Origin of the sequence: Mesorhizobium japonicum MAFF 303099, from assembly GCF_000009625.1 — a bacterium.
Classification (GTDB): Bacteria; Pseudomonadota; Alphaproteobacteria; order Rhizobiales; family Rhizobiaceae; genus Mesorhizobium; species Mesorhizobium japonicum.
Genome location: NC_002678.2, coordinates 1,284,633 through 1,309,320, shown reverse-complemented (window position 1 = coordinate 1,309,320; position 24,688 = coordinate 1,284,633). Strand labels below are relative to the sequence as shown.

The 24,688-nt window shown below is 64.1% G+C and carries 21 protein-coding genes and 1 other RNA gene; 21 read left to right on the top strand and 1 reads right to left on the bottom strand.

Features of this window, described 5'->3' with window-relative positions; genetic code table 11:
* Positions 1–9: 9 nt before the first annotated feature.
* The 4 genes from MAFF_RS07395 (at position 10) to rnpB (ending at position 2,876) form a co-directional block, all read left to right on the top strand.
* Positions 10–729: a J domain-containing protein gene (locus MAFF_RS07395; protein ID WP_010910266.1), complete on the top strand. Its 720-nt coding sequence runs from the start codon at positions 10–12 to the stop codon at positions 727–729.
* Positions 726–1,481 (top strand): N-acetylmuramoyl-L-alanine amidase, encoded by a 756-nt coding sequence (locus MAFF_RS07390; protein ID WP_010910265.1) that lies wholly within the window; start codon positions 726–728, stop codon positions 1,479–1,481. Before MAFF_RS07395 ends, MAFF_RS07390 begins: the two co-directional genes overlap by 4 nt.
* Positions 1,482–1,691: 210 nt before the next feature.
* Entirely contained in the window at positions 1,692–2,399 is a 708-nt protein-coding gene (locus MAFF_RS07385) for a lytic transglycosylase domain-containing protein (protein WP_044548039.1), read from the top strand.
* A gap of 77 nt (positions 2,400–2,476) precedes the next feature.
* Positions 2,477–2,876: RNase P RNA component class A (gene rnpB / locus MAFF_RS36950), an RNA gene on the top strand.
* Between the two features lie 124 nt (positions 2,877–3,000).
* Here rnpB and MAFF_RS07380 read toward each other — a convergent pair.
* Positions 3,001–4,116, bottom strand: coding sequence for a cystathionine gamma-lyase (locus MAFF_RS07380; RefSeq protein ID WP_010910263.1), 1,116 nt, complete (start codon positions 4,114–4,116; stop codon positions 3,001–3,003).
* Positions 4,117–4,521: 405 nt separating this feature from the next.
* Between MAFF_RS07380 and mraZ the strand changes: the two genes are divergently transcribed.
* The 17 genes from mraZ (at position 4,522) to lpxC (ending at position 24,632) form a co-directional block, all read left to right on the top strand.
* Positions 4,522–4,980, top strand: coding sequence for a division/cell wall cluster transcriptional repressor MraZ (gene mraZ, locus MAFF_RS07375; protein ID WP_019859099.1), 459 nt, complete (start codon positions 4,522–4,524; stop codon positions 4,978–4,980).
* Positions 4,977–5,993, top strand: a complete 1,017-nt coding sequence (gene rsmH, locus MAFF_RS07370) for a 16S rRNA (cytosine(1402)-N(4))-methyltransferase RsmH (RefSeq protein ID WP_010910262.1) — start codon at positions 4,977–4,979, stop codon at positions 5,991–5,993. Before mraZ ends, rsmH begins: the two co-directional genes overlap by 4 nt.
* 4 nt (positions 5,994–5,997) lie before the next feature.
* Positions 5,998–6,393 (top strand): cell division protein FtsL, encoded by a 396-nt coding sequence (ftsL, locus tag MAFF_RS07365; RefSeq protein ID WP_010910261.1) that lies wholly within the window; start codon positions 5,998–6,000, stop codon positions 6,391–6,393.
* Positions 6,390–8,099 carry a peptidoglycan D,D-transpeptidase FtsI family protein gene (locus tag MAFF_RS07360; RefSeq protein ID WP_010910260.1) on the top strand — a complete coding sequence of 570 codons (1,710 nt, stop codon included), beginning with the start codon at positions 6,390–6,392 and terminating at the stop codon, positions 8,097–8,099. Before ftsL ends, MAFF_RS07360 begins: the two co-directional genes overlap by 4 nt.
* Positions 8,100–8,153: 54 nt before the next feature.
* Positions 8,154–9,608 carry a UDP-N-acetylmuramoyl-L-alanyl-D-glutamate--2,6-diaminopimelate ligase gene (locus MAFF_RS07355; RefSeq protein ID WP_010910259.1) on the top strand — a complete coding sequence of 485 codons (1,455 nt, stop codon included), beginning with the start codon at positions 8,154–8,156 and terminating at the stop codon, positions 9,606–9,608.
* A complete protein-coding gene (locus MAFF_RS07350; protein WP_010910258.1) occupies positions 9,605–11,038 on the top strand; it encodes a UDP-N-acetylmuramoylalanyl-D-glutamyl-2,6-diaminopimelate--D-alanyl-D-alanine ligase in 1,434 nt (477 codons plus the stop codon). Before MAFF_RS07355 ends, MAFF_RS07350 begins: the two co-directional genes overlap by 4 nt.
* Before the next feature lie 23 nt (positions 11,039–11,061).
* Positions 11,062–12,144 carry a phospho-N-acetylmuramoyl-pentapeptide-transferase gene (gene mraY, locus MAFF_RS07345; RefSeq protein WP_010910257.1) on the top strand — a complete coding sequence of 361 codons (1,083 nt, stop codon included), beginning with the start codon at positions 11,062–11,064 and terminating at the stop codon, positions 12,142–12,144.
* 11 nt (positions 12,145–12,155) lie between these two features.
* Complete coding sequence (murD, locus tag MAFF_RS07340) at positions 12,156–13,556, top strand: UDP-N-acetylmuramoyl-L-alanine--D-glutamate ligase (RefSeq protein ID WP_010910256.1); 1,401 nt, start codon at positions 12,156–12,158, stop codon at positions 13,554–13,556.
* The gene (gene ftsW / locus MAFF_RS07335) at positions 13,556–14,707 is read left to right on the top strand and encodes a putative lipid II flippase FtsW (RefSeq protein WP_010910255.1); all 1,152 of its coding nucleotides are present in this window, start codon (positions 13,556–13,558) and stop codon (positions 14,705–14,707) included. The genes murD and ftsW overlap by 1 nt, the downstream gene beginning before the upstream one ends.
* A gap of 1 nt (position 14,708) precedes the next feature.
* Positions 14,709–15,836 carry an undecaprenyldiphospho-muramoylpentapeptide beta-N-acetylglucosaminyltransferase gene (gene murG / locus MAFF_RS07330; protein ID WP_010910254.1) on the top strand — a complete coding sequence of 376 codons (1,128 nt, stop codon included), beginning with the start codon at positions 14,709–14,711 and terminating at the stop codon, positions 15,834–15,836.
* Positions 15,833–17,233: a UDP-N-acetylmuramate--L-alanine ligase gene (murC, locus tag MAFF_RS07325; RefSeq protein ID WP_010910253.1), complete on the top strand. Its 1,401-nt coding sequence runs from the start codon at positions 15,833–15,835 to the stop codon at positions 17,231–17,233. The genes murG and murC overlap by 4 nt, the downstream gene beginning before the upstream one ends.
* Positions 17,230–18,195: a UDP-N-acetylmuramate dehydrogenase gene (gene murB / locus MAFF_RS07320; protein WP_044548032.1), complete on the top strand. Its 966-nt coding sequence runs from the start codon at positions 17,230–17,232 to the stop codon at positions 18,193–18,195. Before murC ends, murB begins: the two co-directional genes overlap by 4 nt.
* A 301-nt stretch (positions 18,196–18,496) precedes the next feature.
* Positions 18,497–19,423 carry a D-alanine--D-alanine ligase gene (locus MAFF_RS07315; RefSeq protein ID WP_010910251.1) on the top strand — a complete coding sequence of 309 codons (927 nt, stop codon included), beginning with the start codon at positions 18,497–18,499 and terminating at the stop codon, positions 19,421–19,423.
* The gene (locus MAFF_RS07310; RefSeq protein ID WP_010910250.1) at positions 19,411–20,352 is read left to right on the top strand and encodes a cell division protein FtsQ/DivIB; all 942 of its coding nucleotides are present in this window, start codon (positions 19,411–19,413) and stop codon (positions 20,350–20,352) included. Before MAFF_RS07315 ends, MAFF_RS07310 begins: the two co-directional genes overlap by 13 nt.
* Positions 20,349–21,656 (top strand): cell division protein FtsA, encoded by a 1,308-nt coding sequence (gene ftsA / locus MAFF_RS07305; RefSeq protein ID WP_010910249.1) that lies wholly within the window; start codon positions 20,349–20,351, stop codon positions 21,654–21,656. Before MAFF_RS07310 ends, ftsA begins: the two co-directional genes overlap by 4 nt.
* 66 nt (positions 21,657–21,722) lie before the next feature.
* Positions 21,723–23,402: a cell division protein FtsZ gene (ftsZ, locus tag MAFF_RS07300; RefSeq protein ID WP_010910248.1), complete on the top strand. Its 1,680-nt coding sequence runs from the start codon at positions 21,723–21,725 to the stop codon at positions 23,400–23,402.
* A 279-nt stretch (positions 23,403–23,681) separates the two neighbouring features.
* The gene (lpxC, locus tag MAFF_RS07295; RefSeq protein ID WP_010910247.1) at positions 23,682–24,632 is read left to right on the top strand and encodes a UDP-3-O-acyl-N-acetylglucosamine deacetylase; all 951 of its coding nucleotides are present in this window, start codon (positions 23,682–23,684) and stop codon (positions 24,630–24,632) included.
* Positions 24,633–24,688: the final 56 nt, after the last annotated feature.

Here is a 24,688-nt window from a genome sequence, read left to right as displayed (position 1 = left end):
GAAGCGGCCATGTCGATTTGGGACCGCCTCGGCGACTTCATCACGCGGGTATCGTCTTCAGCCTCGTCGGGCGTTGCCGATGTCGTGGAGGCCGTGCGCACGGTGTTCTCCGGCGATGCGGACCTGCGCCGCCGCGTCGCCTTTTCAGTGGCGATGATCGCGCTCTCGGCCAAGATGGCAAAAGCAGACGGCATCGTCACCCAGGATGAGGTGCGCGCCTTCCAGGAAATCTTCGAAGTGCCGCCGAAGGAGACGCGCAACGTCGCGCGGCTGTTCGATCTCGCCCAGCGGGACGTGGCTGGTTTCGAAACCTATGCCGAGCGCATGGCGCAATTATGCGGATCCGGGCATTCCAATTGCGTGATGCTGGAAGACATACTCGACGGCCTGTTCCACATCGCAAAGGCCGATGGGCTGGTGCATGAACGCGAAGGCATCTTCCTGCACCGTATCGCCGAGATCTTCCGCATCGACGAGGCGCATTACGAGTCGATCCTGGCCCGGCACGTCAATCTTGGCGCCGGCGACCCCTATGTCGTGCTCGGCATCGAGCGCGGCAGGCCGTTTGAGGAGGTCAGGAAGCGTTACCGCAAGCTGGTTTCCGACAACCATCCCGACCGGCTGATCGCGCGCGGCCTGCCGCAGGAATTCATCAAGATTGCCACGACCAGGGTCGCGGCGATCAACGCCGCCTATGAGATGATCGAGCGGGGCCTGCGGCACGCATGAGCGGCTTCCTGCCCGACGAGCCGAGCGCCGAGGTCAGGGTGTCGCCGAATTTCGGGCCAAGGCGCGATGTGCTGAAACCCGACATGATCGTCCTGCACTATACCGGCATGGCGACGGGGGCCGGAGCGGAAGCGTGGCTGTGCGATCCGGCGAGCGAGGTTTCATCCCACTATCTCGTCCATGAGAATGGCCACATCGTGCAGATGGTCAGGGAAAGCGACCGCGCCTGGCATGCCGGCAAGAGTTCCTGGTTCGGACGCACCGATATCAATTCCTGCTCTGTGGGCATCGAGATCGTCAATCCTGGCCATTCGCTGGGCTATCCCGGGTTTCCCCGGCGCCAGATCGAGGCGGTGATCGGTCTGTGCAAGGGAATTGCCGCACGGCATGCGATCCCCGCCATGCGGGTGCTGGCGCATTCCGACGTGGCGCCGGGCCGCAAGATCGATCCGGGCGAGAAGTTCCCGTGGGCCGCCCTGTTCAAGGCCGGTGTCGGCCATCTCGTGCCGGCGGCTCCCATCAGGCGCGGAGCCGCGTTGAAGGCCGGCGAACGCGGTGCCGATGTCGAAGCGCTGCAGTCGATGCTGGCGCTCTATGGCTATGGCGTTGAGATATCAGGCATTTTCGACCACCAGACACAAATTGTCGTCGAGGCCTTCCAACGGCATTTCCGGCCCCGTCTGATCGACGGGCTGGCCGATGGCTCGACCATGCGCACGCTGCAGAACTTGCTTGCCTCCGTGAGCGGCTGACGCGGCGGCAAGGTGTCGCCCAAGTAATCTTTTCCACTGCCAGGTTACAAACTGTCACTCAAAGTGACTTGCCCCGCCTTCATTGGCGCCAATTCGGGCCTCAAAGGGCAATTCGTACAGTTTGTCGGACCTCTAGCCCCCAGATGTTCCGATATTAATCAAGCCGCACCGCGCGAACATCTTCGCGTGGTCCAGACAGAACAGGATCACATGCAGAAATTGACCGTTGTAACGGCAGCTCTTGCTGCCGGCGTAATGACTTTTGCCTTCAGCGCGGCTGATGCCGCGCCGTTGAGCCCACGAGCCGATGAAGGGCTCGTCGCGGCGACCGCCAAAGGCAAGGCCATTTCGGCCAAAAGCAGCAGGAGTGTGAAGGCGACGGCGAAGCAGGCTTCCGCGAAGGTCGAAAAGGCCAGCTGGGCCAAGGCGAAGAAATCCTCCGCCAAAAGGCAGACGAAGCGTGGCCGCAAGACCGTCGACATGACGACAACGGCATCGATCGGTCTCAGGAATGTCGCCGCGTCGACGGCAGCCGTGGCCAGCAGCAGCCAGTATTCCGCGATCGTTGCCCGCTATGCGGCAAGCTACGGCGTTCCGGTGTCGCTGGCCAATGCCGTCATCACCATCGAGAGCAACTATCGGCCGAACATGGTCGGCAGTGCCGGCGAGATCGGCCTGATGCAGGTCAAGCCGGCGACGGCGCGGATGATGGGCTACAACGGTTCGGCCAAGGGCCTGTTCGATCCCGACACCAACATCAAATACGGCATGAAGTATCTCGCTTTGGCGCAGAACCTTGGCGGTGGCACGACCTGCGGCACGATCCTGAAATACAATGCCGGCCATGCCGCGACGCGGATGAACCCGGTCTCGGCCGCCTATTGCAGCAAGGTCAAGGTTCAGATGGCCGCCCTTTGATCGCAAGTTGCGAGAGCCGGCGGACAAGCCGGCTTTTTCATTTGCGTTTTCCCGGCTGAACCCCTTTATACGCCTTGCCAGCTGGCTGGGCGGCCGCACTCGCAAACGCCGAAAGGCCGCAAGTGAGGAAAGTCCGGGCTCCATGGAGACACGGTGCCGGTTAATGGCCGGCGGGGGCGACCCCAGGGAAAGTGCCACAGAAAGCAAACCGCCACGACTTTGTCGGGGTAAGGGTGAAAGGGTGGGGTAAGAGCCCACCGCGCGACTGGCAACAGGAGCGGCACGGTAAACCCCACCGGGAGCAAAACCGAATAGGGGCGGTGCGAGGGGAAACCCTCGAGGGCTGTTTCCGGCTCACCGTCCGGGTAGGTTGCGTGAGGCGCATGGCAACATGCGCCCAAGATGAATGGCCGCCACGTTCTCGTCCCGCGAGGGGCGAGGGCCATACAGAACCCGGCTTACAGGCCAGCTGGCAGTTTCGTCCTCGAAGAGAAGTCCTTTGAGATCAGCAGGTTGCGCCCTCGGGCGCGCCTGTCGATTCAAGTCTTTTCGGCGTTCGCCTGTAAGAACCAAGCCCGGCCGTCGCTCGAAGCTGGTGCGATTAGCCGCCGATCCCGTTCAGCGACGTCTCGATGGCCTTCCAGAGCTCTTCCACCGGTTCGCAGCCGACCGACAGGCGAACAAAGCCGGGCGGTACGGCATCGCCTCGCTTCGAGCGTCGTTCGGCCGAAGTGTGGACGCCGCCGAAGGAGGTCGCGGCCTCTATCAATGGGCAATTGTTGATGAAATCCTCGGCTTTGTCCTCCGAGGCGAGTTCGAAGGAGATGAGGAAGCCGAAGCGCTCCATCTGGGCGCGGGAAAGGTTGTGCGACGGGTCGCCGTTCAGGCCGGGAAAACGCAGGCCGCGCACCGCGCGATGTTCCTTCAACCGCTGCGCGATCGTTTCGGCGGACGAGCACATGCGGTCGAAGCGCACCTCCAGTGTTTCGAGGCCGCGATGCACCAGCCAGGCTTCGAACGGTCCGGGAATGCCGCCGGCCATTGCGCGCCAGTTCGTCACCTTGGATATGATGTCAGCGTCGCGGCTGGCGACGTGGCCGAACAGTACATCCGAATGGCCGTTGACCGCCTTGGTGTCGGCGGAGACGACGATATCGGCGCCGAAGTCGAGCGGACGCTGACCGAATGGCGTCATCGTCGTGTTGTCGACGACAAGGGCCCCGCCTTGTTCGTGGACAGCCTTGGCGATCGCCGAGATGTCGCAGATATCCAGCCGCGGATTGGATGGGGTTTCCACGAAGACCAGCGAATAGCCTTTGAAACCGCCGTCAAGGAAGGTCGGCGTCGGCCTGGTATCGCAGGTGATGCCGAGCGGCTTCAGGAAGCGTTCGGCCATCGCGCGCGTCGCGTGATAACCGTCCGCCGGCAGGAGCACGCGGTCGCCTGATTTCAGGAGCGCGAAAAACACCGAGGAAATCGCGCCCATTCCAGAGGGAAAACTCACGCATTGCGCGTCTTCCAAATGGCCGAGCACATGTTCCACGGCGCGCCAGGTTGGATTGTCGTAGCGGCCATATTGATCGACCCCGGTCTCGACGCCCGGCGTGTGAAAGATCGAAGCCATGGTCAGCGGCAAGGGGATCGGATCGCCGTTGGCGAAATCGCGGCTGCGCAAATGAGAAAGTTCGGCGGCGCGTGAATTTGCCGTCTCGGACATGAGCTCGATCCTTGTTTTCTGGGCGGAAGACGTCGCTCGACGCTATGCGCGCGGGTGATCGGCGGCAAGCCACCTCTTTTGGGCCAGCGGGCTCTAAACGGTTCGTTAGGCTTAATGATCCATAAAGACGAGACGTGCCGTAACGGCTGCTCGGAATGGTTGCGGCGCGTGTTTGTGAAGCCTATTCCCGTTGACGCCCATAGTGCCCCATGATATCCCATCGAGACATCAAAGCCTTCGTTCCGCGTCAGGGTAAAGCGTACGCCAATCGGGCAGCCGCTGCGGCTGCGCGTTTGCCGGTTTTTGCCCGTGCGGGCGAGGCTGATACGGGGCAGGGAACGCGCTGCGGCGGCGCGTGCAAGACGACAAAGAGGGGTGCGGCGGCGCAAGCGGCTGTAACGTTTAATGGACCGGTTTCTGTCGAACACGGTGAGCAGGATCGATGCGAAGGGGCGGGTGTCCGTTCCGGCGCATTTCCGCGCCGTCGTGCAGAAGCGCGGCTATTCGGAACTCTATGCACTGCGCTGCCTGGACCTGCCGGCAATGGATGTCGGCGGGCTCGACCTGCTCGACCGCTACGAGCAGCGCATCGCGCAGGAGGATCCCTTCCTGCAGACGGCGGACGACATGTCGTTCTTCTGCCATGGCGACGGAGCGTTCCTGAAGCTCGACCAGGACGGCCGCATCACGATGAGCGATTTCATTCGCGAGCATACCGGCATTTCGGCGGAGGTGGCCTTTGTCGGGCGCGGCAATTTCTTTCAGATCTGGGAGCCGGGACGGCTTGCGGCCTATGGGGCGCAGGCGCGGGCCAGGCTTTTGCAGCTTCGGCAGGGGACGAAGCCTGGGGAGCGACCGGAATGACGGTGGGCGACGGCGATGACATCCACGCCGTTGGCGGATCGGTCCGCCACATTCCGGTCCTCCTTGGCGAAGTGCTCGAGGCACTGGCGCCGGCGGAGCGCGACATCATCATCGACGGCACGTTCGGCGCCGGCGGCTACACCAGGGCTATTCTGGCGACCGGCGCTTCCGTCGTGGCGATCGACCGCGATCCCGATGCCATCGCCGCCGGCCGCGATCTCGAGGTACAATCGGGCGGCAGGCTGAGACTGGTGCAGGCGCCGTTCTCGACGCTGGACGAACATGTCGAAAGCGCCGACGGCGTTGTGCTCGACATTGGCGTTTCCTCCATGCAGCTCGACCAGGCCGAGCGCGGCTTTTCCTTCCGTTTCGACGGGCCGCTCGACATGCGCATGGCGCAGGCGGGCCTGAGTGCTGCCGATGTCGTCAACAGTTTCAAGCCGGGCGATCTTGCCCGCATCTTCGGCTTCCTCGGCGAGGAGCGCCACGCCGGCCGCATCGCCCGCATGATCGAAGCGCGCCGCGAAAAGAAGCCGTTCGAGGGCACGTTGGAACTGGCCGACGCCATCGAGACGCATATTGGCCGCGCGCCGAAGGACAAGATCCACCCGGCGACCCGCGTCTTCCAGGCGCTGCGTATCTACGTCAATGACGAACTCGGCGAACTGGCCAAGGCGTTGTTCGCTGCCGAACGTGCATTGAAGCCCGGCGGACGCCTGGTGGTGGTGACGTTCCATTCGCTGGAAGACCGCATCGTCAAGCGCTTCATCGCCGACCGCGCCGACGTCGCCACCGGCTCACGTCATCTACCCGAGGCGCAGGCGCGCACGGCGACCTTCCGCAAGGCCGGCGGCGGCGTGACGGCGGGCGACGCCGAGGTCGCTGCCAATCCGCGCGCCCGCTCGGCAAGGCTGCGCGCGGCGATCCGCACCGAGGCGCCGGCGCGCGCCGGTGATTTTTCGATTTTCGGCCTTCCAAAGCTTCCCGGCATCGATCGCCCGGGGGAGAGGTAAGCACGTGTTCCGTACCAGCGACATTGTCCTGATCGCCGTCATGGTTTCGGCGGCGGCCCTGACCTACAAGACCAAGCGCGAGGCCGAGGACCAGTTGGCGGCGGTGCAGAAGATCCACAACCAGATACGCTATGAGGAGGAGACGATCGACCTGCTCAAGGCCGACTGGAGCCTGCTCACCCAGCCGTCGCGGCTGCAGAAGCTCGCTGAACTCTACAAGTCGCAGCTCGCACTCGAGCCGGTTAGCGCGCGCCAGATCGTCGGCCTGAGCGATCTGCCGGCCAAGGCCCTGGACATCCAGGACATTCTGAACGGACGCCAGGGCGGCATGGCCGACAATTCCGACAAGGCGCCTGCGGACGGCAAGGATCCCGTCGTGACCGGAGGCATCGCCCAATGATCGGCAAACTGCTGAAGCGTCGCGCCAGGACGGGTGAAGATGGATCGATCGTCGTCGAGGGCGCCCGCAAGGCGACCGGCGGCAAGGGCAAGGCGCGCATCGTGATGACGATGGCGGTGTTCTTCGGCATCTTCTCGACCATTTCTGGGCGGCTGGTCTATCTCGGCTTCCAGACGCCTGACCTGTCGGGCGGCCCACAGAGCCGGATCACCGCCTCGCGGCCCGATATTGTCGACCGCAATGGCGAAGTGCTTGCGACCGACATCAAGACAGCGTCGCTCTTCGCCGAGCCGCGCCGCATCGTCGATGCCGACGAGGCGATCGAGAAGCTGTCGACCGTGCTGCCCGAGATCGATTACGAGCAGACCTACCACAAGCTCAAGAGCGGCGCCGGCTTCGTCTGGCTGCAGCGGCAGCTGACGCCCAAGCAGCAGGCCGACATCATGCAGCTCGGCATTCCCGGTTTCGGCTTCCGCACGGAGAAGCGCCGTTTCTATCCGAGCGGCGAAACCTCGTCCTACATTGTCGGCCTGACCAACATCGACAACCAGGGCATCTCCGGCATGGAGAAATATATCGACGAGCAGGGCCTGAGCGACCTGCAGGCGTCGGGCCTGGCGGTGGCCAAGGATCTCAAGCCGGTGAAGCTGTCGATCGATCTGCGCGTCCAGCATGTGGTGCGCGACGAAATCGCCGCCGGACTGGAGCGCTATCGCGCAATCGGCGCCGGCGCCGTCGTGCTCAACGTCAAGACCGGCGAAGTGATCGCCATGGCCTCGGTGCCGGATTTCGATCCGAACAACCCTTACAATGCACAGGAGAAGGACCGGCTGAACCGTATGTCGGCGGGCCTCTATGAGATGGGCTCGACCTTCAAGAGCTTCACCTCGGCCATGGCGCTCGATTCCGGCAAGGCGACGATGAACAGTCGTTTCGACGCTTCGCATCCGATCCGGGTCGGCCATCAGGCCATTCACGATTTCCACGGCAAGAACCGTGTGCTGTCGCTGCCGGAGGTGTTCCTCTATTCGTCCAACATCGGGTCGGCCAGGGAGGCCGAACTGGTCGGCATCGAAGGCCACCGGGAATTCCTGCATCGTCTTGGCATTCTGGAAAGGATGCAGACCGAACTGCCGGAAGTCGCCCGTCCGACCGAACCGAAGGTCTGGAAACAGGTTAATTCGTTCACCATCGCCTTCGGTCATGGCGTGTCGACGACGCCGCTGCAGGCGGCTGTTGGCTGCGCGGCGCTGATGAATGGCGGCTATTTGATGAATCCGACCTTCCTGGTGCGCACCCAGCAGGAGGCAATGGCGATCGCCAAAAAAGTCGTCAGCGAAAAGACGGTCGAGGGCATGCGCTACCTCTATTCGCTCAACGCCGAGAAGGGTTCGGCCAGGAACGCCAGAGTCCCCGGCTACCGAGTTGGCGGCAAGACCGGAACGGCTGAGAAGGTCATTAACGGTCGCTACTCTAAGGAATTGAATTTCAACACCTTCGTCGCCGCCTTCCCGATAGAGGATCCACAATATCTGGTGTTTACGATCGCCGATGCTCCCCACCCGGAAAAGCCCGGGATGACCGACGTCGCGGCCGCGAATGCGGGGGTCATGGCGGGTAATATCATCAGACGGTCGGCAGCCATGCTTGGCGTGAAACCAGATTTCAGCCATGAAAATGGTGCAACGTTGGTTTCCTATGAGTGATTCTTAGGGCGCGCCGGCGACTGCGCGCTATTTTATTGCGGTGAACGGAACTCGATGAAGCTCAGAGATCTAGCCGGTGTCCTGCCAGTCGAAGGAACAGCTTCCGCCGATCTGGAGGTTACCGGGATTTCGTCCGATTCCCGCCAGGTAAAACCGGGCGTCGTCTTTTTTGCGCTCGCCGGCACCAAGGCGGACGGTGCGGCCTACGCTGCCGACGCAGCCAGGCGCGGCGCGCTGGCGGTCGTGGCAGGCAAAAGCAATTCCGTTGCCGGACTGCCGGTTCCAGTGCTGACAGTCGACGATCCGCGCCTGGCGCTGGCGCTGAGTGCTGCCCGCTATTTCGGGAAGCAGCCGCGGACTATGGTGGCTGTGACCGGCACCAGCGGCAAGACCTCGGTCGCCGCCTTCACCAGGCAGATCTGGGAGCAGGCGGGTTATGCGGCGGCGTCGATCGGCACCACCGGCGTGGTGGCGCCCGGCCGCAACGAGTATGGCTCGTTGACCACGCCCGATCCGGTCGCCCTGCACCAATTGCTGCGGGAATTGGCCGATGCCGGCGTCACCTATGCTTCGATGGAAGCCTCCAGCCATGGGCTCGACCAGCGCCGCCTCGACGGCGTGAAGCTCGCAGCCGGCGGCTTCACCAATCTCGGCCGCGACCACATGGATTACCATCCGACGGTCGAGGATTATCATCGCGCCAAGCTGCGCCTGTTCGACACGCTGCTGCCGAAGGGCGCGCCGGCGGTCATCTTCGCCGACGATCCGTGGTCGGCGCCGACCATCCAGGCGGCACAGGCAGCCGGGCTCAATGTGCTGACGGTTGGCCGCCATGGCGATTTCCTCACGCTGAAGCGGGTCGAGCACGAACGCCATCGCCAGCGCGCTGAGGTCGAGGCCGAGGGTGTGCTTTACGAAATCGACCTGCCGCTGGCCGGCGATTTCCAGATTTCGAATGCGCTGGTCTCGGCGGGGCTTGCCATTTCAACTGGAACGCCTGTCGCCAAAGCATTGGCCGCATTGGAAAAATTGAAGGGGGCGCCGGGCCGGCTCGATCTCGTCGGCACCACGGTCAGTGGTGCGCCGGTCTATGTCGACTATGCCCACAAGCCCGATGCGCTGGAAAACGTGCTGGCTTCGGTGCGCCCGTTCACCACCGGCCGCGTCATGGTCGTGTTCGGCTGCGGCGGCGACCGCGACCGGGGCAAAAGGCCGATCATGGGCGAGATCGCGACCCGGCTTGCCGATGTCGTCATCGTCACCGACGACAATCCGCGCTCCGAAGTGCCCGAGACGATCCGCGCCGCCATTCTGGCTGCTGCCCCGGGCGCCATCGAAATCGGCGACCGGCGCAAGGCGATCCACGAGGCTGTCGGCATGCTTCATGCCGGCGACACGCTGATCGTCGCCGGCAAGGGGCACGAGGAAGGCCAGACGATCGGCTCCGAAACCTTGCATTTCTCCGACCACGAGGAAGTCCGCGCGGCGCTGCGGGAGCGTGCCGCATGAGTTTGCTGTGGACCTCCGACGCGCTGGTTGCCGCCATGGACGGGCGGCCGCTCGGGCCTATGCCCGAGGGCATATCGGGCATTTCGATCGACAGCCGCAGCCTGCAGCCGGGTGACGCCTTCTTCGCCATCAAGGGCGAGGCGATGGATGGCCACGACTTCGCCACCGCGGCCATCAAGGCCGGCGCCGGCGTGCTGGTGGTGGCGGAAGGCAAGCTGCCGTCGCTCGGCCGGCTGACGGCGCCGATCATCGTCGTTGAGGACGTGCTGGTCGCGCTGGAAAAGCTCGGTGTGGCGGCGCGTGCCCGCTCGCAAGCCAAGATTATCGCGGTGACCGGTTCGGCCGGCAAGACCACCACCAAGGAAGCGCTGCGCCATGTGCTGTCGGCGGTCGGCAAGGTGCATGCTTCGGCACAGTCCTTCAACAACCATTGGGGGGTGCCGCTGACGCTCGCGCGCATGCCCGATAACTGCGACTATGCCGTGTTCGAGATCGGCATGAACCATCCCGACGAGATCCGGCCGCTGGTGAAGATGGTGCGGCCGCATGTCGCCATCGTCACCATGATCGCGGCGGCGCATCTCGGCTTCTTCCGCAATCTCGACGAGATCGCCAAGGCCAAGGCCGAGATTTTCGAGGGGCTGGAGCCCGAAGGCGCCGCCGTCCTCAACCGCGACGATGGCCGCTTCAAGCTGCTCGACAAGATGGCGCATGCCGCCGGCGTCGAGCATGTCTACGGCTTCGGCGAGAATGCGCGCTCGACCTTCAAGCTCACCAAATGCGAATTGCATGCCGACCATTCCGACATCGCCGCGCGGATCGGCGGCCATGACATGATCGCCCGCATCGGCGCGCCTGGCCGCCACATGGTGCAGAATGTGCTGGCGGTGCTGGGCGCGGCGCAGCTGGTCGGCGCCGATCTCAACAAGGTGGCCCTGGCACTGGCCGATCTCTCGGCGGAGCGCGGCCGCGGCAAGCGCCATGTGTTGCGCCACCCCGGTGGCCCGATCACGCTGATCGACGAGAGCTACAACGCCAATCCGGCCTCGATGGCGGCGGCCATGGCGCTGCTCAACGCGACGCCGGTGACGGGTGAGGGGCGCCGCATCGCCGTGCTCGGCGACATGCTGGAACTCGGCGATCACTCGGCCAAGCTGCATGCCGCCCTTGCCGACCTCATCGTCGGCACCGGCACGCAGACGGTCTTTCTCGGCGGCCCCGAAATGCGGGCGCTGGCGGAAGCGCTGCCGGGCGACATCAAGATGGAATACCGCGCCGGCGTCGAGCAATTGAAGCCGGTGCTGCTTGCCGCGCTGAAGCCTGGCGACGTGGTGATGATCAAATCGTCGAAGGGCATCGGTTTTGCAAAACTGGTCGATGCGCTGCTGGGCAAGTACCCGGCTGAAACGACAACCAGCAAACTGACCTAGGTCAAGTCGGGGGACGAAAGCGCATGTTTACACTGCTGGTCGATTTCGCGGACAAGATCTCGGTCTTCAATGTCTTCCGCTACATCACGTTCCGCACCGGCGGAGCGCTGATCACTTCTGCGCTGATCGTCTTCATCTTCGGACCGACCATCATCAATTCGCTGCGGCTCAGGCAAGGCAAGGGCCAGCCGATCCGCGCCGACGGGCCGCAGACGCATTTCAAGAAGGCGGGTACGCCGACCATGGGCGGGCTGATGATCCTGTCCGGCATCATCGGCTCATCACTCCTATGGGCGAACCTGTCGAGCATCTATGTCTGGGTGGTGCTGCTGGTGACGCTGGGCTTCGGCTCGATCGGTTTTTATGACGACTATCTGAAGGTGACCAAGCAGTCGCATCTCGGCTTTTCCGGCAAGGCGCGGCTGGGGCTCGAATTCATCATCGCCGGCATCGCCGCCTGGGTGATCATGCACAATGGCCAGGCGCCGTTCTCCTCGTCGCTGACATTTCCCTTCGCCAAGGAATTCATCATCAACCTCGGCTGGTTCTTCATCCCGTTCTCCTGCTTCGTCATCGTCGGCGCCGGGAACGCGGTGAACCTCACCGACGGCCTGGACGGGCTGGCAATCGTGCCGATCATGATCGCGGCGGCGTCCTTCGGCGTCATTGCCTATCTCTCCGGCAATGCGGTGTTCGCCGAATATCTGCAGATCCATTTCGTTCCCGGCACCGGTGAGCTGGCGGTCGTGCTGGGCGCCGTCATCGGCGCCGGCCTCGGCTTCCTCTGGTTCAACGCGCCGCCGGCGGCGATCTTCATGGGCGACACCGGTTCGCTGGCCATGGGCGGCCTGATCGGTACGGTCGCGGTCGCCACCAAGCACGAGATCGTACTCGTCATCGTCGGTGGCCTGTTCGTGGTCGAGATTTTGTCGGTCATCATCCAGGTCGGCTACTTCAAGATGACCGGCAAGCGCGTGTTCCTGATGGCGCCGATCCACCATCATTTCGAAAAGCTCGGCTGGACCGAGAGCCAGGTGGTGATCCGTTTCTGGATCATCGCCGTCATCCTGGCGCTGGTCGGCCTCTCCACCCTGAAGCTCAGATAGGAAGCCCTCCCTTGATCCCCGCCGCATCCTTCGCAGGCAAACAGGTTTCGCTCTTCGGCCTCGGTGGCTCGGGGATCGCGACCGCGCGGGCATTGATCGAGGGTGGGGCGCAGGTGCTTGCCTGGGATGACAATCCCGACAGCGTCGCCAAGGCCGCCGCGACCGGCATCGCAACCGCCGATCTGCGCGGCGCCGACTGGGCGAAATTCTCGGCCTTCGTGCTGTCGCCGGGCGTGCCGCTGACGCATCCCAAGCCGCATTGGACGGTGGAATTGGCAAAGGGCGCCGGTGTCGAGGTGATCGGCGACATCGAATTGTTCTGCCGCGAGCGGATTTTGCAGGCGCCGACGGCGCCGTTCATCGCCATCACCGGCACCAACGGCAAGTCGACGACGACGGCGCTGACGGCACATATCCTCAAATCGGCAGGCCGCGACACCCAGATGGGCGGCAATATCGGCCGCGCGGTGATGACGCTCGATCCGCCGAAGCCCGATCGCCACTTTGTCGTCGAGTGCTCGTCCTACCAGATCGACCTCGCGCCTTCGATCAACCCGACGGCGGGCATCCTGCTCAATCTGACGCCGGACCATCTCGACCGCCACGGCACCATGCAGCACTACGCCTCGATCAAGGAGCGGCTGGTGGCGGGCAGCGAGACGGCGATCATCGGCATCGACGATTCCTGGTGTGCGCAGATCGCAGAGCGGCTGGAACGGGCAGGGCAGCAGGTCATCCGCATTTCCAAGCGGCTGCCGCTGACCGACGGCTATTTCGCCGACGGCACCAATCTGATGGAGGCCGTGCACGGCCGCTACAGCAAGGTCGCCTTCCTCGAAGGCATCGGTTCGTTGCGCGGCCAGCACAATGCGCAGAACGCGCTTGCCGCGGTCGCCGCTTGCCTCAAGGTCGGGCTCGACCTCGGCGAAATCCAGTCGGGGCTCGAAAGTTTTCCGGGCCTCGCGCACCGCATGGAGCAGGTCGGCCGCAAGGACCATGTCCTGTTCGTCAACGATTCCAAGGCGACCAACGCCGACGCGGCGGCGCCGGCGCTGTCGAGCTTTCCGCGCATCTACTGGATCGCCGGCGGCCTGCCCAAGGAAGGCGGCATCGAGCCGCTGCGCGGCTTCTTCCCGCGCATCGCCAAGGCCTATCTGATCGGCGAGGCCGCCCCTGCCTTTTCGGCGACGCTGGGCGAGGCGGTGCCCTACGAGATCTCAGGCACGCTGGCCGCGGCGGTCGCGCACGCAGCGCATGATGCGGCCAAGGACGACAGCGGCGAGGTGGTGGTGCTGTTGTCGCCGGCCTGCGCCAGTTTCGACCAGTTCAAGAATTTCGAAGTTCGCGGCGAAGCCTTCAGGCAAGCTGCGAGCGCTATAGATGGCGTCAAACCCATCGGAGGGGCACGATAATGCAGAGCCGTCTCGATAAAAGTCCTGTCGCAACCTGGTGGTGGACGATCGATCGCTGGTTCCTGGCGGCGTTCCTGTCGCTGATGGGGCTGGGCATCGTCCTGTCCTTCGCCGCCAGTCCCGCGGTCGCCGAACGCATCGGCCTCGACAGTTTCCACTTCGCCACCAGGCAGATCATCTTCACTGTGCCGGCGCTCGGCGTGATGCTGGCCGTCTCCTTCCTCGATTCCAGGGAGATCCGGCGCATGTCGCTGATCATGCTGTGCCTGATGCTGGTGCTGATGGTGGCGGTGCTTTATATCGGCGTCGAGGTGAAGGGCGCGCGGCGCTGGGTCTCGCTGGCCGGCCTGTCGATCCAGCCGTCCGAGTTCCTGAAGCCGGCCTTCGTCATCATGTGCGCCTGGCTGTTCGCCGAACACAAGCGCCAGCCCGACATTCCGGGCAATCTGTTCGCCATGCTGCTTCTGGTGCTGGTCGTGTCGCTGCTGGTGGCGCAGCCGGACCTCGGCCAGACCATGCTGACGACAGGCACCTGGGGCATCATGTTCTTCATGGCGGGACTGCCCTGGCTGTGGATCATCGTGCTGGGCGCTGCCGGCGTCGGCGGCGTCTTCGCTGCCTATACGGTGTTTCCGCACGTTGCCTTGCGCATCGACAAGTTCCTCACCGGCGAAGGCGATACGTTCCAGGTCGACATGGGACGCGACGCGCTGATCAATGGCGGCTGGTTCGGCGTCGGCCCAGGCGAGGGCACGGTCAAGCGGGTCATCCCCGACAGCCACGCCGACTTCGTCTTCTCGGTCGCTGGCGAGGAGTTCGGGCTGATCATGTGCTTCTTCATCATGTCGATCTTCGCCTTCATCGTGCTGCGCGGCCTCAACACGGCGCTCAAGGAACATGACGATTTCACCCGTTATGCGGTCGGCGGTCTCGTCACCGTGTTCGGTCTGCAGGCCGTCATCAACATGTGCGTCAACCTGCAGCTGGTGCCGGCCAAGGGCATGACGCTGCCCTTCATCTCCTATGGCGGTTCCTCGCAGATCGCCATCGCCATTTCGATGGGCATGGTTCTGGCGCTGACCCGCAAGCGGCCGGAGAAGCGCAAGCAGATGGGTTTTGCGCTGCCACAGCGCACCTTGCCGGCGGAGTGACATGGCGAGAGGCGTCATCCTACTCGCGGCGGGCGGAACCGGCGGACATCTGTTTCCGGCCGAGGCGCTGGCGCATGAGCTGAACGGGCGCGGCTGGACGGTGCATCTGGCGACTGACGACCGCGCCGAGCGATTTGCCGGCCATTTCCCGGCTGCCGCAGTCCATCCGATCCAGTCGGCGACGATGGGCTCGAAAAATCCGATCGCCGTGCTCGGCGCCTTCTGGAAAATCTGGCGCGGCGTGCGCCAGGCCTCGACCATTATCGGACGGATCAAGCCGGACGCGGTGGTCGGTTTTGGCGGCTATCCGACCCTGCCGCCGCTCTATGCGGCGACGCGGCGCAAGGTGCCGACGCTGATCCATGAGCAGAACGCGGTGATGGGGCGCGCCAACAGGGCGCTGGCCGGCCGTGTCGATGCCATAGCCGGCGGCTTCCTGCCGCAGGATACGAGTGCCGCCGGCGAAAAGACGGTGACGACGGGCAATCCGGTTCGGCCGGCGGTGCTGGAAGCGGCCAAGACGCCTTATGCGGCATCGACGGGGCAAGAGCCGTTCCGCCTGCTGGTGTTCGGCGGCAGCCAGGGCGCGCAATTCTTTTCCGATGCCATGCCGGGCGCCATCGCGCTGCTTTCCGATGCACAGCGCAAACGGCTGGTGATCACCCAGCAGGCGCGCGCGGATGACGTGGCGCGGGTGAAGACGGCCTATGCCGCGCTTGGCGTCGCCGTCGAGGTCTCGCCCTTCTTCACCGACATGGCGGCGCGCATGGCCGCTGCCCATCTGGTGATCTCGCGCTCCGGTGCTTCGACCGTCTCGGAGATCGCCGTCATCGGCCGGCCGGCGCTGCTGGTGCCCTATCCCTTTGCGCTCGACCACGACCAGGCGGCGAACGCGGCGGCCCTTGCCGCCGCCGGCGGCGGCGAGGTGCACCCGCAATCGACGCTGTCGCCCGAGCGCATCGCGGCCCTGATTGGCGGGCTGATGGACAATCCCGAGCGGCTGGCGGCGATGGCCGCGGGCGCGAAATCGGTCGGCAGGCCGGACGCGGCACGGTTGCTCGCCGATCTCACAGAGGCTATTGCGTCCCAAAAAACCGTTTCGGATTTCAAGAAAGGGACGCAAGCATGAAGATGCCGCAGACCATCGGCCTTGTGCATTTCATCGGCATTGGCGGCATCGGCATGAGCGGCATCGCCGAGGTGCTGCACAATCTCGGTTACAAGGTGCAAGGGTCCGACCAGGCCGACAGCGCCAATGTGCAGCGGCTGCGCGACAAGGGCATCGAATGCTTCGTCGGCCACAAGGCCGAGAATCTCGGCGATGCCGAGGTGGTGGTCGTCTCGACGGCGATCAAGAAGACCAATCCGGAACTGAAGGCCGCGCGCGAAAAGCTGCTGCCGATCGTGCGCCGCGCCGAAATGCTGGCCGAGCTGATGCGCTTTCGCCAGGCGGTGGCGATCGGCGGCACGCATGGCAAGACGACGACGACCTCGATGGTCGCGACCTTGCTCGAAGCCGGCGGGCTCGATCCGACCGTCATCAATGGCGGCATCATCAATGCCTATGGCACCAATGCGCGCATGGGCGACGGCGAGTGGATGGTGGTCGAGGCCGACGAGAGCGACGGCACCTTCCTCAAATTGCCGGCCGACATCGCCGTCGTCACCAACATCGATCCCGAACATCTCGACCACTATGGCAGTTTCGACAAGGTGCGCGAGGCGTTCCGCCAGTTCGTCGAGAACGTGCCGTTCTACGGCTTTGGCGTGATGTGCACCGACCATCCTGAAGTGCAGGCGCTGGTCGGCCGCATCGAGGACCGCCGCGTCATCACCTACGGCGAGAACGCGCAAGCCGATGTGCGCTTCACCAACCACCGCATGGCGGGCGCCACCTCCGAATTCGACGTGGTGATCCGCGACCGCAAGACCGGCAGCCAGAGCACGATTTCAGGCCTGCGCCTGCCGATGCCCGGCCGCCACAATGTCTCCAACGCCACCGCCGCGATCGCCGTCGCGCATGAGCTCGGCCTGTCCGGCGAGGCGATCAAGAAGGGCCTGTCGTCCTTCGCCGGCGTCAAGCGCCGCTTCACCCATACCGGATCCTGGAACGGCGTCGATGTGTTCGACGATTACGGCCACCATCCGGTCGAGATCTCGGCGGTGCTGAAGGCGGCGCGCAGCGCCACCAAGGGCCGCGTCATCGCCATTGCCCAACCGCACCGCTTCACCCGGCTCCACGATCTGTTCAACGAGTTCTCCGCCTGCTTCAACGACGCCGACACGGTGATTGTCGCGCCGGTCTATGCTGCCGGCGAAGACCCGATCGACGGCGTCAGCTCGGACGAACTGGTGTCGCGCATCCGCGCCGGCGGTCATCGTGACGCGCGCTATATCGAGGGGCCGACAGCGATCGCGCCGATCATTCGCGGCCTGGCCAAGCCCGGCGACTTCGTCGTCTTCCTCGGCGCCGGCAACATCACCCAATGGGCCTATGCTCTGCCAAAGGAGCTTGCCGCCTCATGATGCACGGCCAGGCCCTGATCGACAGACTTGGTGACCGGCTTGCCGGCCTGCGCGGCCGTCTCACGCCAAATGCCGAGATGGACAAGATCACCTGGTTCCGCGCCGGCGGCCTGGCAGAGGTGTTTTTCCAGCCGGCCGATGAAGAAGACCTTGCCGCGTTCCTGCGCGCGGTTCCTGAAGAAATCCCCCTGACGATTGTCGGCGTCGGTTCGAACCTTTTGGTCAGAGACGGGGGCATTCCAGGCTTCGTCATCCGGCTTTCGGCCAAGGGCTTTGGTGAGGCCGAGATCGTTTCGCCGATCAGGATCAAGGCGGGTGCCGCCACGCCCGACAAGCGTGTCGCGGCCTTGGCGCTGGAAGCCGGCATTGGTGGCTTCCATTTCTACCACGGCATTCCGGGCGCCATCGGTGGGGCGCTGAGGATGAATGCCGGCGCCAATGGCGTGGAGACGCGCGAGCGCGTGGTCGAGGTGCGTGCGCTCGACCGCAAGGGCAATGTCCAGACGATGAGCAATGCCGAGATGGGCTATGCCTATCGCCATTCGGCGGCCCCTGTCGGGCTGATCTTCACCTCGGCCGTGTTCGAAGGCTTTGCCGAGGACAAGGCCACCATCAAGGCGGCGATGGATGCGGTGCAGAATCACCGCGAGACCGTGCAGCCGATCCGCGAAAAGACCGGCGGCTCGACCTTCAAGAATCCCGAAGGCACGTCGGCCTGGAAGGAGATCGACAAGGCGGGCTGCCGTGGCCTGATGATCGGCGGCGCGCAGATGTCGCCGATGCACTGCAATTTCATGATCAACACCGGCACTGCGACCGGCTACGACCTTGAATATCTCGGCGAGACGGTGCGCGCCCGCGTGCTCGAACATTCGGGCATCCGGCTGCAGTGGGAGATCAAGCGCATCGGCAATTTCCGGCCCGGACATGCCGTTCAGGAGTTTTTGGGTCAGCTTCTCTGACCTGTGCTGAAGTTCATGTGATGCATGAACTTCAGCACCTTCCCAAAACGCGCAAAACCGTTGCTCCAGGGACTCAGCGGCACGGTTTTCGCAGCCATTTTCTCAGAAAGTGAATCTCTCGGAATCATAAGCACTTGCCAGTGAATCAACTCTCTGATTCTCTGCTGGAAAGCGTTTCCTGATTTGAGTCGTTCGACGCGTTACCCGCGTTTTCCGTCTGGGGGGCAACCTGCCGGGAGACTCGGACTCAATGTTGCGGAAATCTTGGTTTTTGGTCCGCCGTGAGAGGGGATGACGGGGAATGAAAAGCAAGCATGTGGCCGTCCTGCTGGGAGGTTTTTCGTCCGAGCGGCCCGTGTCCCTGTCTTCCGGAAAGGCCTGTGCCGATGCGCTGGAGAATGAGGGTTACCAGGTCACCCGCGTCGATGTCGGGCGCGATGTCGGCTCGGTGCTTGCCGAACTCAAGCCTGACGTCGCCTTCAATGCGTTGCACGGCCCGTTCGGCGAGGACGGCACCATCCAGGGCATCCTCGAATATCTCGGCATTCCCTACACCCATTCCGGCGTGCTCGCCTCGGCGCTCGCCATGAACAAGGAGCAGGCGAAGAAGATCGTCAAAACGGTGGGTGTGCCTGTCGCCGAATCGAAGGTCGCCAATCGCTTCGCCATCCAGAACAAGCATCCGATGAAGCCGCCCTATGTGATCAAGCCGGTCAATGAGGGGTCGAGCTTCGGCGTCGTCATCGTGTCGGAGGGGCAGTCGCATCCGCCGCAGGTCGTAGGCTCGTCCGAGTGGAAATATGGCGATACCGTCATGGTCGAGCGCTATATCCACGGGCGCGAGCTGACCTGCGCCGTCATGGGTGATGTGGCGCTCGGCGTCTGCGAGATCATTCCGACCGGCCATTCCTTCTACGATTACGATTCAAAATATGTCGCGGGCGGATCAAAACACGAATGCCCCGCAAAAGTTTCACCGAATATTTACCAAAAAATACAGACACTGGCGCTCAAGGCTCACCAAGCTGTCGGCTGTCGGGGCGTTTCCCGGTCGGACTTCCGTTATGACGATCGTCACTCCGAAAATGGCGAAGTTGTATGGCTCGAGGTCAACACTCAGCCGGGCATGACGCCGACGTCTCTGGTGCCTGAAATTGCGGCCCATGCCGGGCATTCGTTTGGTGAGTTGTTGAGTTGGATGGTGGAGGACGCTTCGTGTCTGCGTTGAAATGGGGACAAGGCAAGGGGAAGGGCGCGGCCGGGCCGTCGCTGTTCGGCTTGTCGTTGTCATCAGGCCATTTCGTGCTGCCGCGCATGCTTCGCCGCCCGGTGCGTATCCTGGCGCGCCTGGGTGATGGTGAATTCGAGGCGCCGCGCTTCTCCGCCGCGATGATGTCGGCGGTGCTGCTCGCTTCGAGCGGCGCCTATGGTGCCTATCTCGGCGGTCATGCCGACGGCATCATCCAGAGCATCACCGCCCGCACCGGCTTCGCCGTCGATCAGGTCAAGGTGGTCGGCAACCGCCAGACCTCCGAGATCGACATTCTCGACAGGCTCGAACTCGATGGCTGGACCTCGCTGATCGGCTTCGACGCGGAGGCCGCGCGCGAGCGCATCTCCGGCCTGCCGTGGATCGAAGTGGCGGCGGTGCGCAAGGTCTATCCGCACACGCTGGAAGTGCGCGTCGAGGAGCGCGAGGCTTTCGCGCTCTGGCAGCAAGGCAATGATCTCTCGGTCATCGAGAAGGATGGCGCTGTCATCGCGCCGTTCTCCGGCGGCAAGCAGGTGCTGCTGCCGTTACTGATCGGCGAGGGCGCGCCGGCCAAGGCGCCGGACTTCCTGGCCAAGGTCGAAAAGTACCCGGACCTGGCGACCCGCGTAAAAGGCTATATCCGCGTTGGCGATCGCCGCTGGGACCTGAAGCTCGACAACGGCATCACCGTCAAGCTGCCCGAGGACGAGGAAGACCAGGCACTCGCCCAACTGGCCAAGATGGATAAGGACAAGGGGCTTTTGTCGCGCGACATCGCCGCTGTCGACATGCGCCTGACAGACCGGCTGGTCGTGGAGCTGACGCCCGAAGCGGCGACGCAGCGCGAGGCCGCGCTCAACGAAAAGCCGAAGACCCTCAAGCGCAAGTCGGAGACGAAGATATGAGCTGGCTTGGCGGTTCAGGCGATGCCTCGTCGCGCCGGTCCGGCACTCTGACGGTGCTGGATGTCGGCTCGAACAAGGTCTGCTGTATGGTGGCCAAGCTCAAGCCGAACGATGACGGCAAGCTGTTGCGCGGCCGTTCGCACCGGATCCAGGTGATCGGCATCGGTCATCAGAAGTCGCAAGGCGTGAAGTCGGGCGTGGTCGTCGATCTCGACCGGGCCGAGCATGCCATCCGCCTGTCCGTCGACGCCGCCGAGCGCATGGCGGGGCTGACGGTCGATTCGCTCATCGTCAACATGACCGCCGGCCGGCTGAAGAGCGAAGCCTTCTCGGCGACCATCAATCTTGGCGGCCACGAGGCCGACGAGGCCGACATCAAGCGTGTGCTCGGCGCCGGCGCCAAGCAGGCGCTCAAGGCCGAGCGCGAGGTGATCCATTCGCTGCCCGTCGGCTTCTCGCTCGATGCCGAGCGCGGCGTGCGCGATCCGCGCGGCATGGTCGGCGACGCGCTTGGCGTCGACATGCATGTGCTGACGGGTGACGCAGCGCCGATGCGCAATCTGGAGCTTTCCATCAACCGTTCGCATCTGTCGGTCGAGCGCATGGTGGCGACGCCCTATGCCAGCGGGCTGGCGGCTCTGGTCGACGACGAGTTGGAACTGGGTGCCGCCTGCATCGACATGGGCGGCGGCACGACGACGATCTCGGTGTTTTCGGAAGGCAAGTTCGTTCATGGCGACGCCATCGCCATCGGCGGCAATCACGTCACGCTCGACATGGCCAAGGGGCTCTCGACCTCGCTCGACGCCGCCGAAAGGCTGAAGGTCATGCATGGCTCGGCGCTGCCGGGCAGTGCCGATGACCGCGACCTGGTCTCGATCCAGCCGATCGGCGACGATGGCGACGTGCCGCTGCAGATCCCGCGTTCGGTGATGACGCGCATCGTGCGCGCCCGCATCGACGAGACGCTCGAATTGTTGCGCGACCGGCTGAACAAGTCCGGCTACGGCAATGCCGTCGGCAAGCGTGTCGTGCTGACCGGCGGCGCCAGCCAGCTGGCCGGCCTGCCGGAAGCGGCGCGCCGCATCCTGGGGCGCAATGTGCGCATCGGCCGCCCGCTCGGCGTGGCGGGCCTGCCCGAAGCGGCGAAGGGACCGGCCTTCTCGGCCGCCGTCGGGCTTCTGATCTATCCGCAGATGGCGAGTTTTGAGAGCCATCCTGCAAAAGGCATTTCCGGTCTCAGGATGACCGGAACGGGTGGAAAACTGCATCGCATGAGTCAGTGGTTGAGAGACAGTTTCTAATTGACGGGGACAGCCCCATAGGCGGCCGCGGCGGCGAAGCGGCGTGAAAGGCAAAGGACGGAGACAATGACCATCAATCTGCAGAAGCCGGACATCACCGAGCTTAAGCCGCGCATCACCGTGTTCGGTGTCGGCGGCGGCGGCGGCAATGCCGTGAACAACATGATCACCGCGGGCTTGCGCGGTGTCGAGTTCGTCGTGGCCAACACCGACGCGCAGGCGCTGACCATGTCGAAGGCCGACCGGCTGATCCAGCTCGGCGCGCATGTCACCGAAGGCCTCGGCGCCGGCTCACAGCCGGAAGTCGGCCGCGCGGCGGCTGAAGAGTGCATCGACGAGATCATCGATCATCTGTCCAACACCCACATGTGCTTCGTCACCGCCGGCATGGGCGGCGGCACCGGCACGGGTGCTGCTCCGGTCGTTGCCCGCGCCGCGCGCGAAAAGGGTATCCTCACCGTCGGCGTCGTCACCAAGCCGTTCCACTTCGAAGGCCAGCGCCGCATGAAGACGGCCGATCTGGGCATCGAGGAACTGCAGAAATGCGTCGACACCCTCATCGTCATCCCCAACCAGAACCTGTTCCGGCTGGCCAATGACAAAACGACCTTCGCCGACGCCTTCGCCATGGCCGATCAGGTGCTCTATTCCGGCGTCGCCTGCATCACCGACCTGATGGTCAAGGAAGGCCTGATCAACCTCGACTTCGCCGACGTGCGTTCGGTGATGCGCGAAATGGGCAAGGCGATGATGGGCACCGGCGAAGCTTCGGGCGAGGGCCGTGCGATGGCCGCCGCAGAGGCTGCGATCGCCAACCCGCTGCTCGACGAGACCTCGATGAAGGGCGCCAAGGGCCTGCTGATCTCGATCACCGGCGGCCGCGACCTGACCCTGTTCGAAGTCGACGAAGCGGCGACCCGTATCCGCGAGGAAGTCGACCAGGATGCCAACATCATCCTCGGCGCTACTTTCGACGAGGAACTCGAAGGCGTCATCCGCGTCTCGGTGGTCGCCACCGGCATCGACAAGTCGGCCGCTGAAATCGCCGCGGCGCCGATCTCGATCCGCACGGCTCCGCCGAAGCCGGCCGTCCGTCCGGCCGTGGCCGCCGTGGAGAGCCGCCCGGCGCCGGTCCAGCAGCCTGTCTACGAGCCGCGCGCCGCGGACCCGGTCGCCGAGGCCATCCAGCTTGCCGAGGCAAACGCCGCCGCCATGGCGCAGGCCCGTCCGGCTCCTGTCGCCCATGCGGACGATTTCCGCCCGCAGAGCAAGATCTTCCAGGCGCCGCCGCAGCAGCCAATGCCGCAGCCGGTTGTCCAGCAGATGCAGCCGGCCCCGCAGCCGCGCGAAATGCTGCGCGAGGTCCAGCAGCCGGTGGCGATGGCACCGCAGCGCATGCCGCGCGTCGAGGACTTTCCGCCGGTGGTGAAGGCCGAGGTCGACGCCAAGAGCCGCCCGGTGGACCACGAGAACAACAGCGGCCCGATGGGTCTGTTGAAGCGCCTGACCAACGGCCTGACCCGCCGCGAGGAGGAACCCGCAAGGCTGCAGCCGGCGCAACCGCGCGAGCCGAAGCTGCGCCAGGCAGCGCCTGAAGTGCGCCGTCTCGCCAGCCAGGACGCCCAGCTCTATGCGCCGCGCCGCGGCCAGCTGGACGACCAGGGCCGCCTGACGCCGCAGACCAGGGCGACTCAGGACGACGATCAGCTGGAGATTCCGGCGTTCCTGCGCCGCCAGGCCAACTGAGCGGTTAACGGACCGTAACAATTGTTAACAGGCAAGCAAGGAATTGCTTGCCTGTTAACGTTTTAAGTGCTGTAGAATCAAATAGTTACGATGTGGAGCTTACTCTGGTTCGCGGTTACAGAGGGTAAAAAACCGTGATTTGGAGTCTCCTTGGCGGGACATTATCTTCGCTGCCTACCATAGTCGGTCTGCCGGGATTTCGGGGAAGTGGCCCTGCCTGCCGATTTAACAAGAGCCGCGCCCTCGGGCTGGAGAAGCGGACTTAGGCATATCGGGCTTATGGGGATTGTCTTGCACGACTACCAGACGACAGTGAAGACGCGCGCGTCGCTTACGGGCACCGGCGTTCACAGCGGCAAAGAAGTTTCCATCAGTTTCCTGCCGGCGGATGCCGATACCGGCATCGTGTTTCAGCTGGTCAGCGCCGAAGGGCAGGGCCGCGAGTTCCGCGCGCTGTTTTCCGAGATCGGCGCCACCGATCTGTGCACCATGCTTGGCGATCCCTCGGGCGAGCATATCGCCACGGTCGAGCACATCATGGCCGCGTTGTTCGGGCTCGGCATCGACAATGTTCTCATCGAGATCGACGGCCACGAGGTTCCCATCCTCGATGGCAGCGCAATGGCCTTCGTGGAGGCCATCGACCAGGCGGGCATCGAGACGCTGCCGGTCAAGCGGCGCTATATCAGGGTCGTCAAGCCGGTTCGCATCGAGAACGGTGCTTCCTGGGCGGAGTTCAGGCCCTATGACGGCACCCGCTTCGAGGTCGAGATCGATTTCGAAAGCCCGGCCATCGGCCGTCAGCTCTTTGCGTCGGACATCAATGCCGACATTTTTCGCCGCGATATTGCGCGCGCCCGCACCTTCGGCTTCATGAAGGATGTCGAGCGGTTGTGGGCGGCCGGCTATGCGCTTGGCTCTTCGCTCGAGAATTCCCTGGTGATCGGTGACGACAACCGCGTCATCAATATGGGCGGCCTGCGTTATCCCAACGAATTCGTGCGCCACAAGACGCTTGACGCCATGGGCGACCTCGCTCTGGCCGGCGCCCGCTTCATCGGCTGTTTCCGTTCCTATCGCGGTGGCCACAGGCTGAACGCGGCGGCGCTGCGGCGTCTGCTGTCGGACCGCACGGCCTTCGAGATCGTCGAGACGACCCGCCGCGAGCGTGGCCGCGCGGCAGAGATGAGCGCCGTCAATGCGCCTCTCTACGCGCCCTGGATGATCTGAACTCCGCACTGTTTTCGCACCCTGCAGCGGGATGCCAACTGTTGCAGGAATGCATC

Coding starts and splice junctions, on each gene's coding strand:
- MAFF_RS07380 (WP_010910263.1), bottom strand. CDS start 4,116: ATGTCCGAGACGGCAAATTCACGCGCCGCCGAACTTTCTCATTTGCGC.
- ftsW (WP_010910255.1), top strand. CDS start 13,556: ATGCAGAGCCGTCTCGATAAAAGTCCTGTCGCAACCTGGTGGTGGACG.
- MAFF_RS07355 (WP_010910259.1), top strand. CDS start 8,154: ATGAAGCTCAGAGATCTAGCCGGTGTCCTGCCAGTCGAAGGAACAGCT.
- murG (WP_010910254.1), top strand. CDS start 14,709: ATGGCGAGAGGCGTCATCCTACTCGCGGCGGGCGGAACCGGCGGACAT.
- MAFF_RS07395 (WP_010910266.1), top strand. CDS start 10: ATGTCGATTTGGGACCGCCTCGGCGACTTCATCACGCGGGTATCGTCT.
- lpxC (WP_010910247.1), top strand. CDS start 23,682: ATGGGGATTGTCTTGCACGACTACCAGACGACAGTGAAGACGCGCGCG.
- ftsA (WP_010910249.1), top strand. CDS start 20,349: ATGAGCTGGCTTGGCGGTTCAGGCGATGCCTCGTCGCGCCGGTCCGGC.
- MAFF_RS07350 (WP_010910258.1), top strand. CDS start 9,605: ATGAGTTTGCTGTGGACCTCCGACGCGCTGGTTGCCGCCATGGACGGG.
- rsmH (WP_010910262.1), top strand. CDS start 4,977: ATGACGGTGGGCGACGGCGATGACATCCACGCCGTTGGCGGATCGGTC.
- MAFF_RS07315 (WP_010910251.1), top strand. CDS start 18,497: ATGAAAAGCAAGCATGTGGCCGTCCTGCTGGGAGGTTTTTCGTCCGAG.
- mraY (WP_010910257.1), top strand. CDS start 11,062: ATGTTTACACTGCTGGTCGATTTCGCGGACAAGATCTCGGTCTTCAAT.
- MAFF_RS07385 (WP_044548039.1), top strand. CDS start 1,692: ATGCAGAAATTGACCGTTGTAACGGCAGCTCTTGCTGCCGGCGTAATG.
- murC (WP_010910253.1), top strand. CDS start 15,833: ATGAAGATGCCGCAGACCATCGGCCTTGTGCATTTCATCGGCATTGGC.
- mraZ (WP_019859099.1), top strand. CDS start 4,522: ATGGACCGGTTTCTGTCGAACACGGTGAGCAGGATCGATGCGAAGGGG.
- ftsZ (WP_010910248.1), top strand. CDS start 21,723: ATGACCATCAATCTGCAGAAGCCGGACATCACCGAGCTTAAGCCGCGC.
- murB (WP_044548032.1), top strand. CDS start 17,230: ATGATGCACGGCCAGGCCCTGATCGACAGACTTGGTGACCGGCTTGCC.
- MAFF_RS07360 (WP_010910260.1), top strand. CDS start 6,390: ATGATCGGCAAACTGCTGAAGCGTCGCGCCAGGACGGGTGAAGATGGA.
- MAFF_RS07390 (WP_010910265.1), top strand. CDS start 726: ATGAGCGGCTTCCTGCCCGACGAGCCGAGCGCCGAGGTCAGGGTGTCG.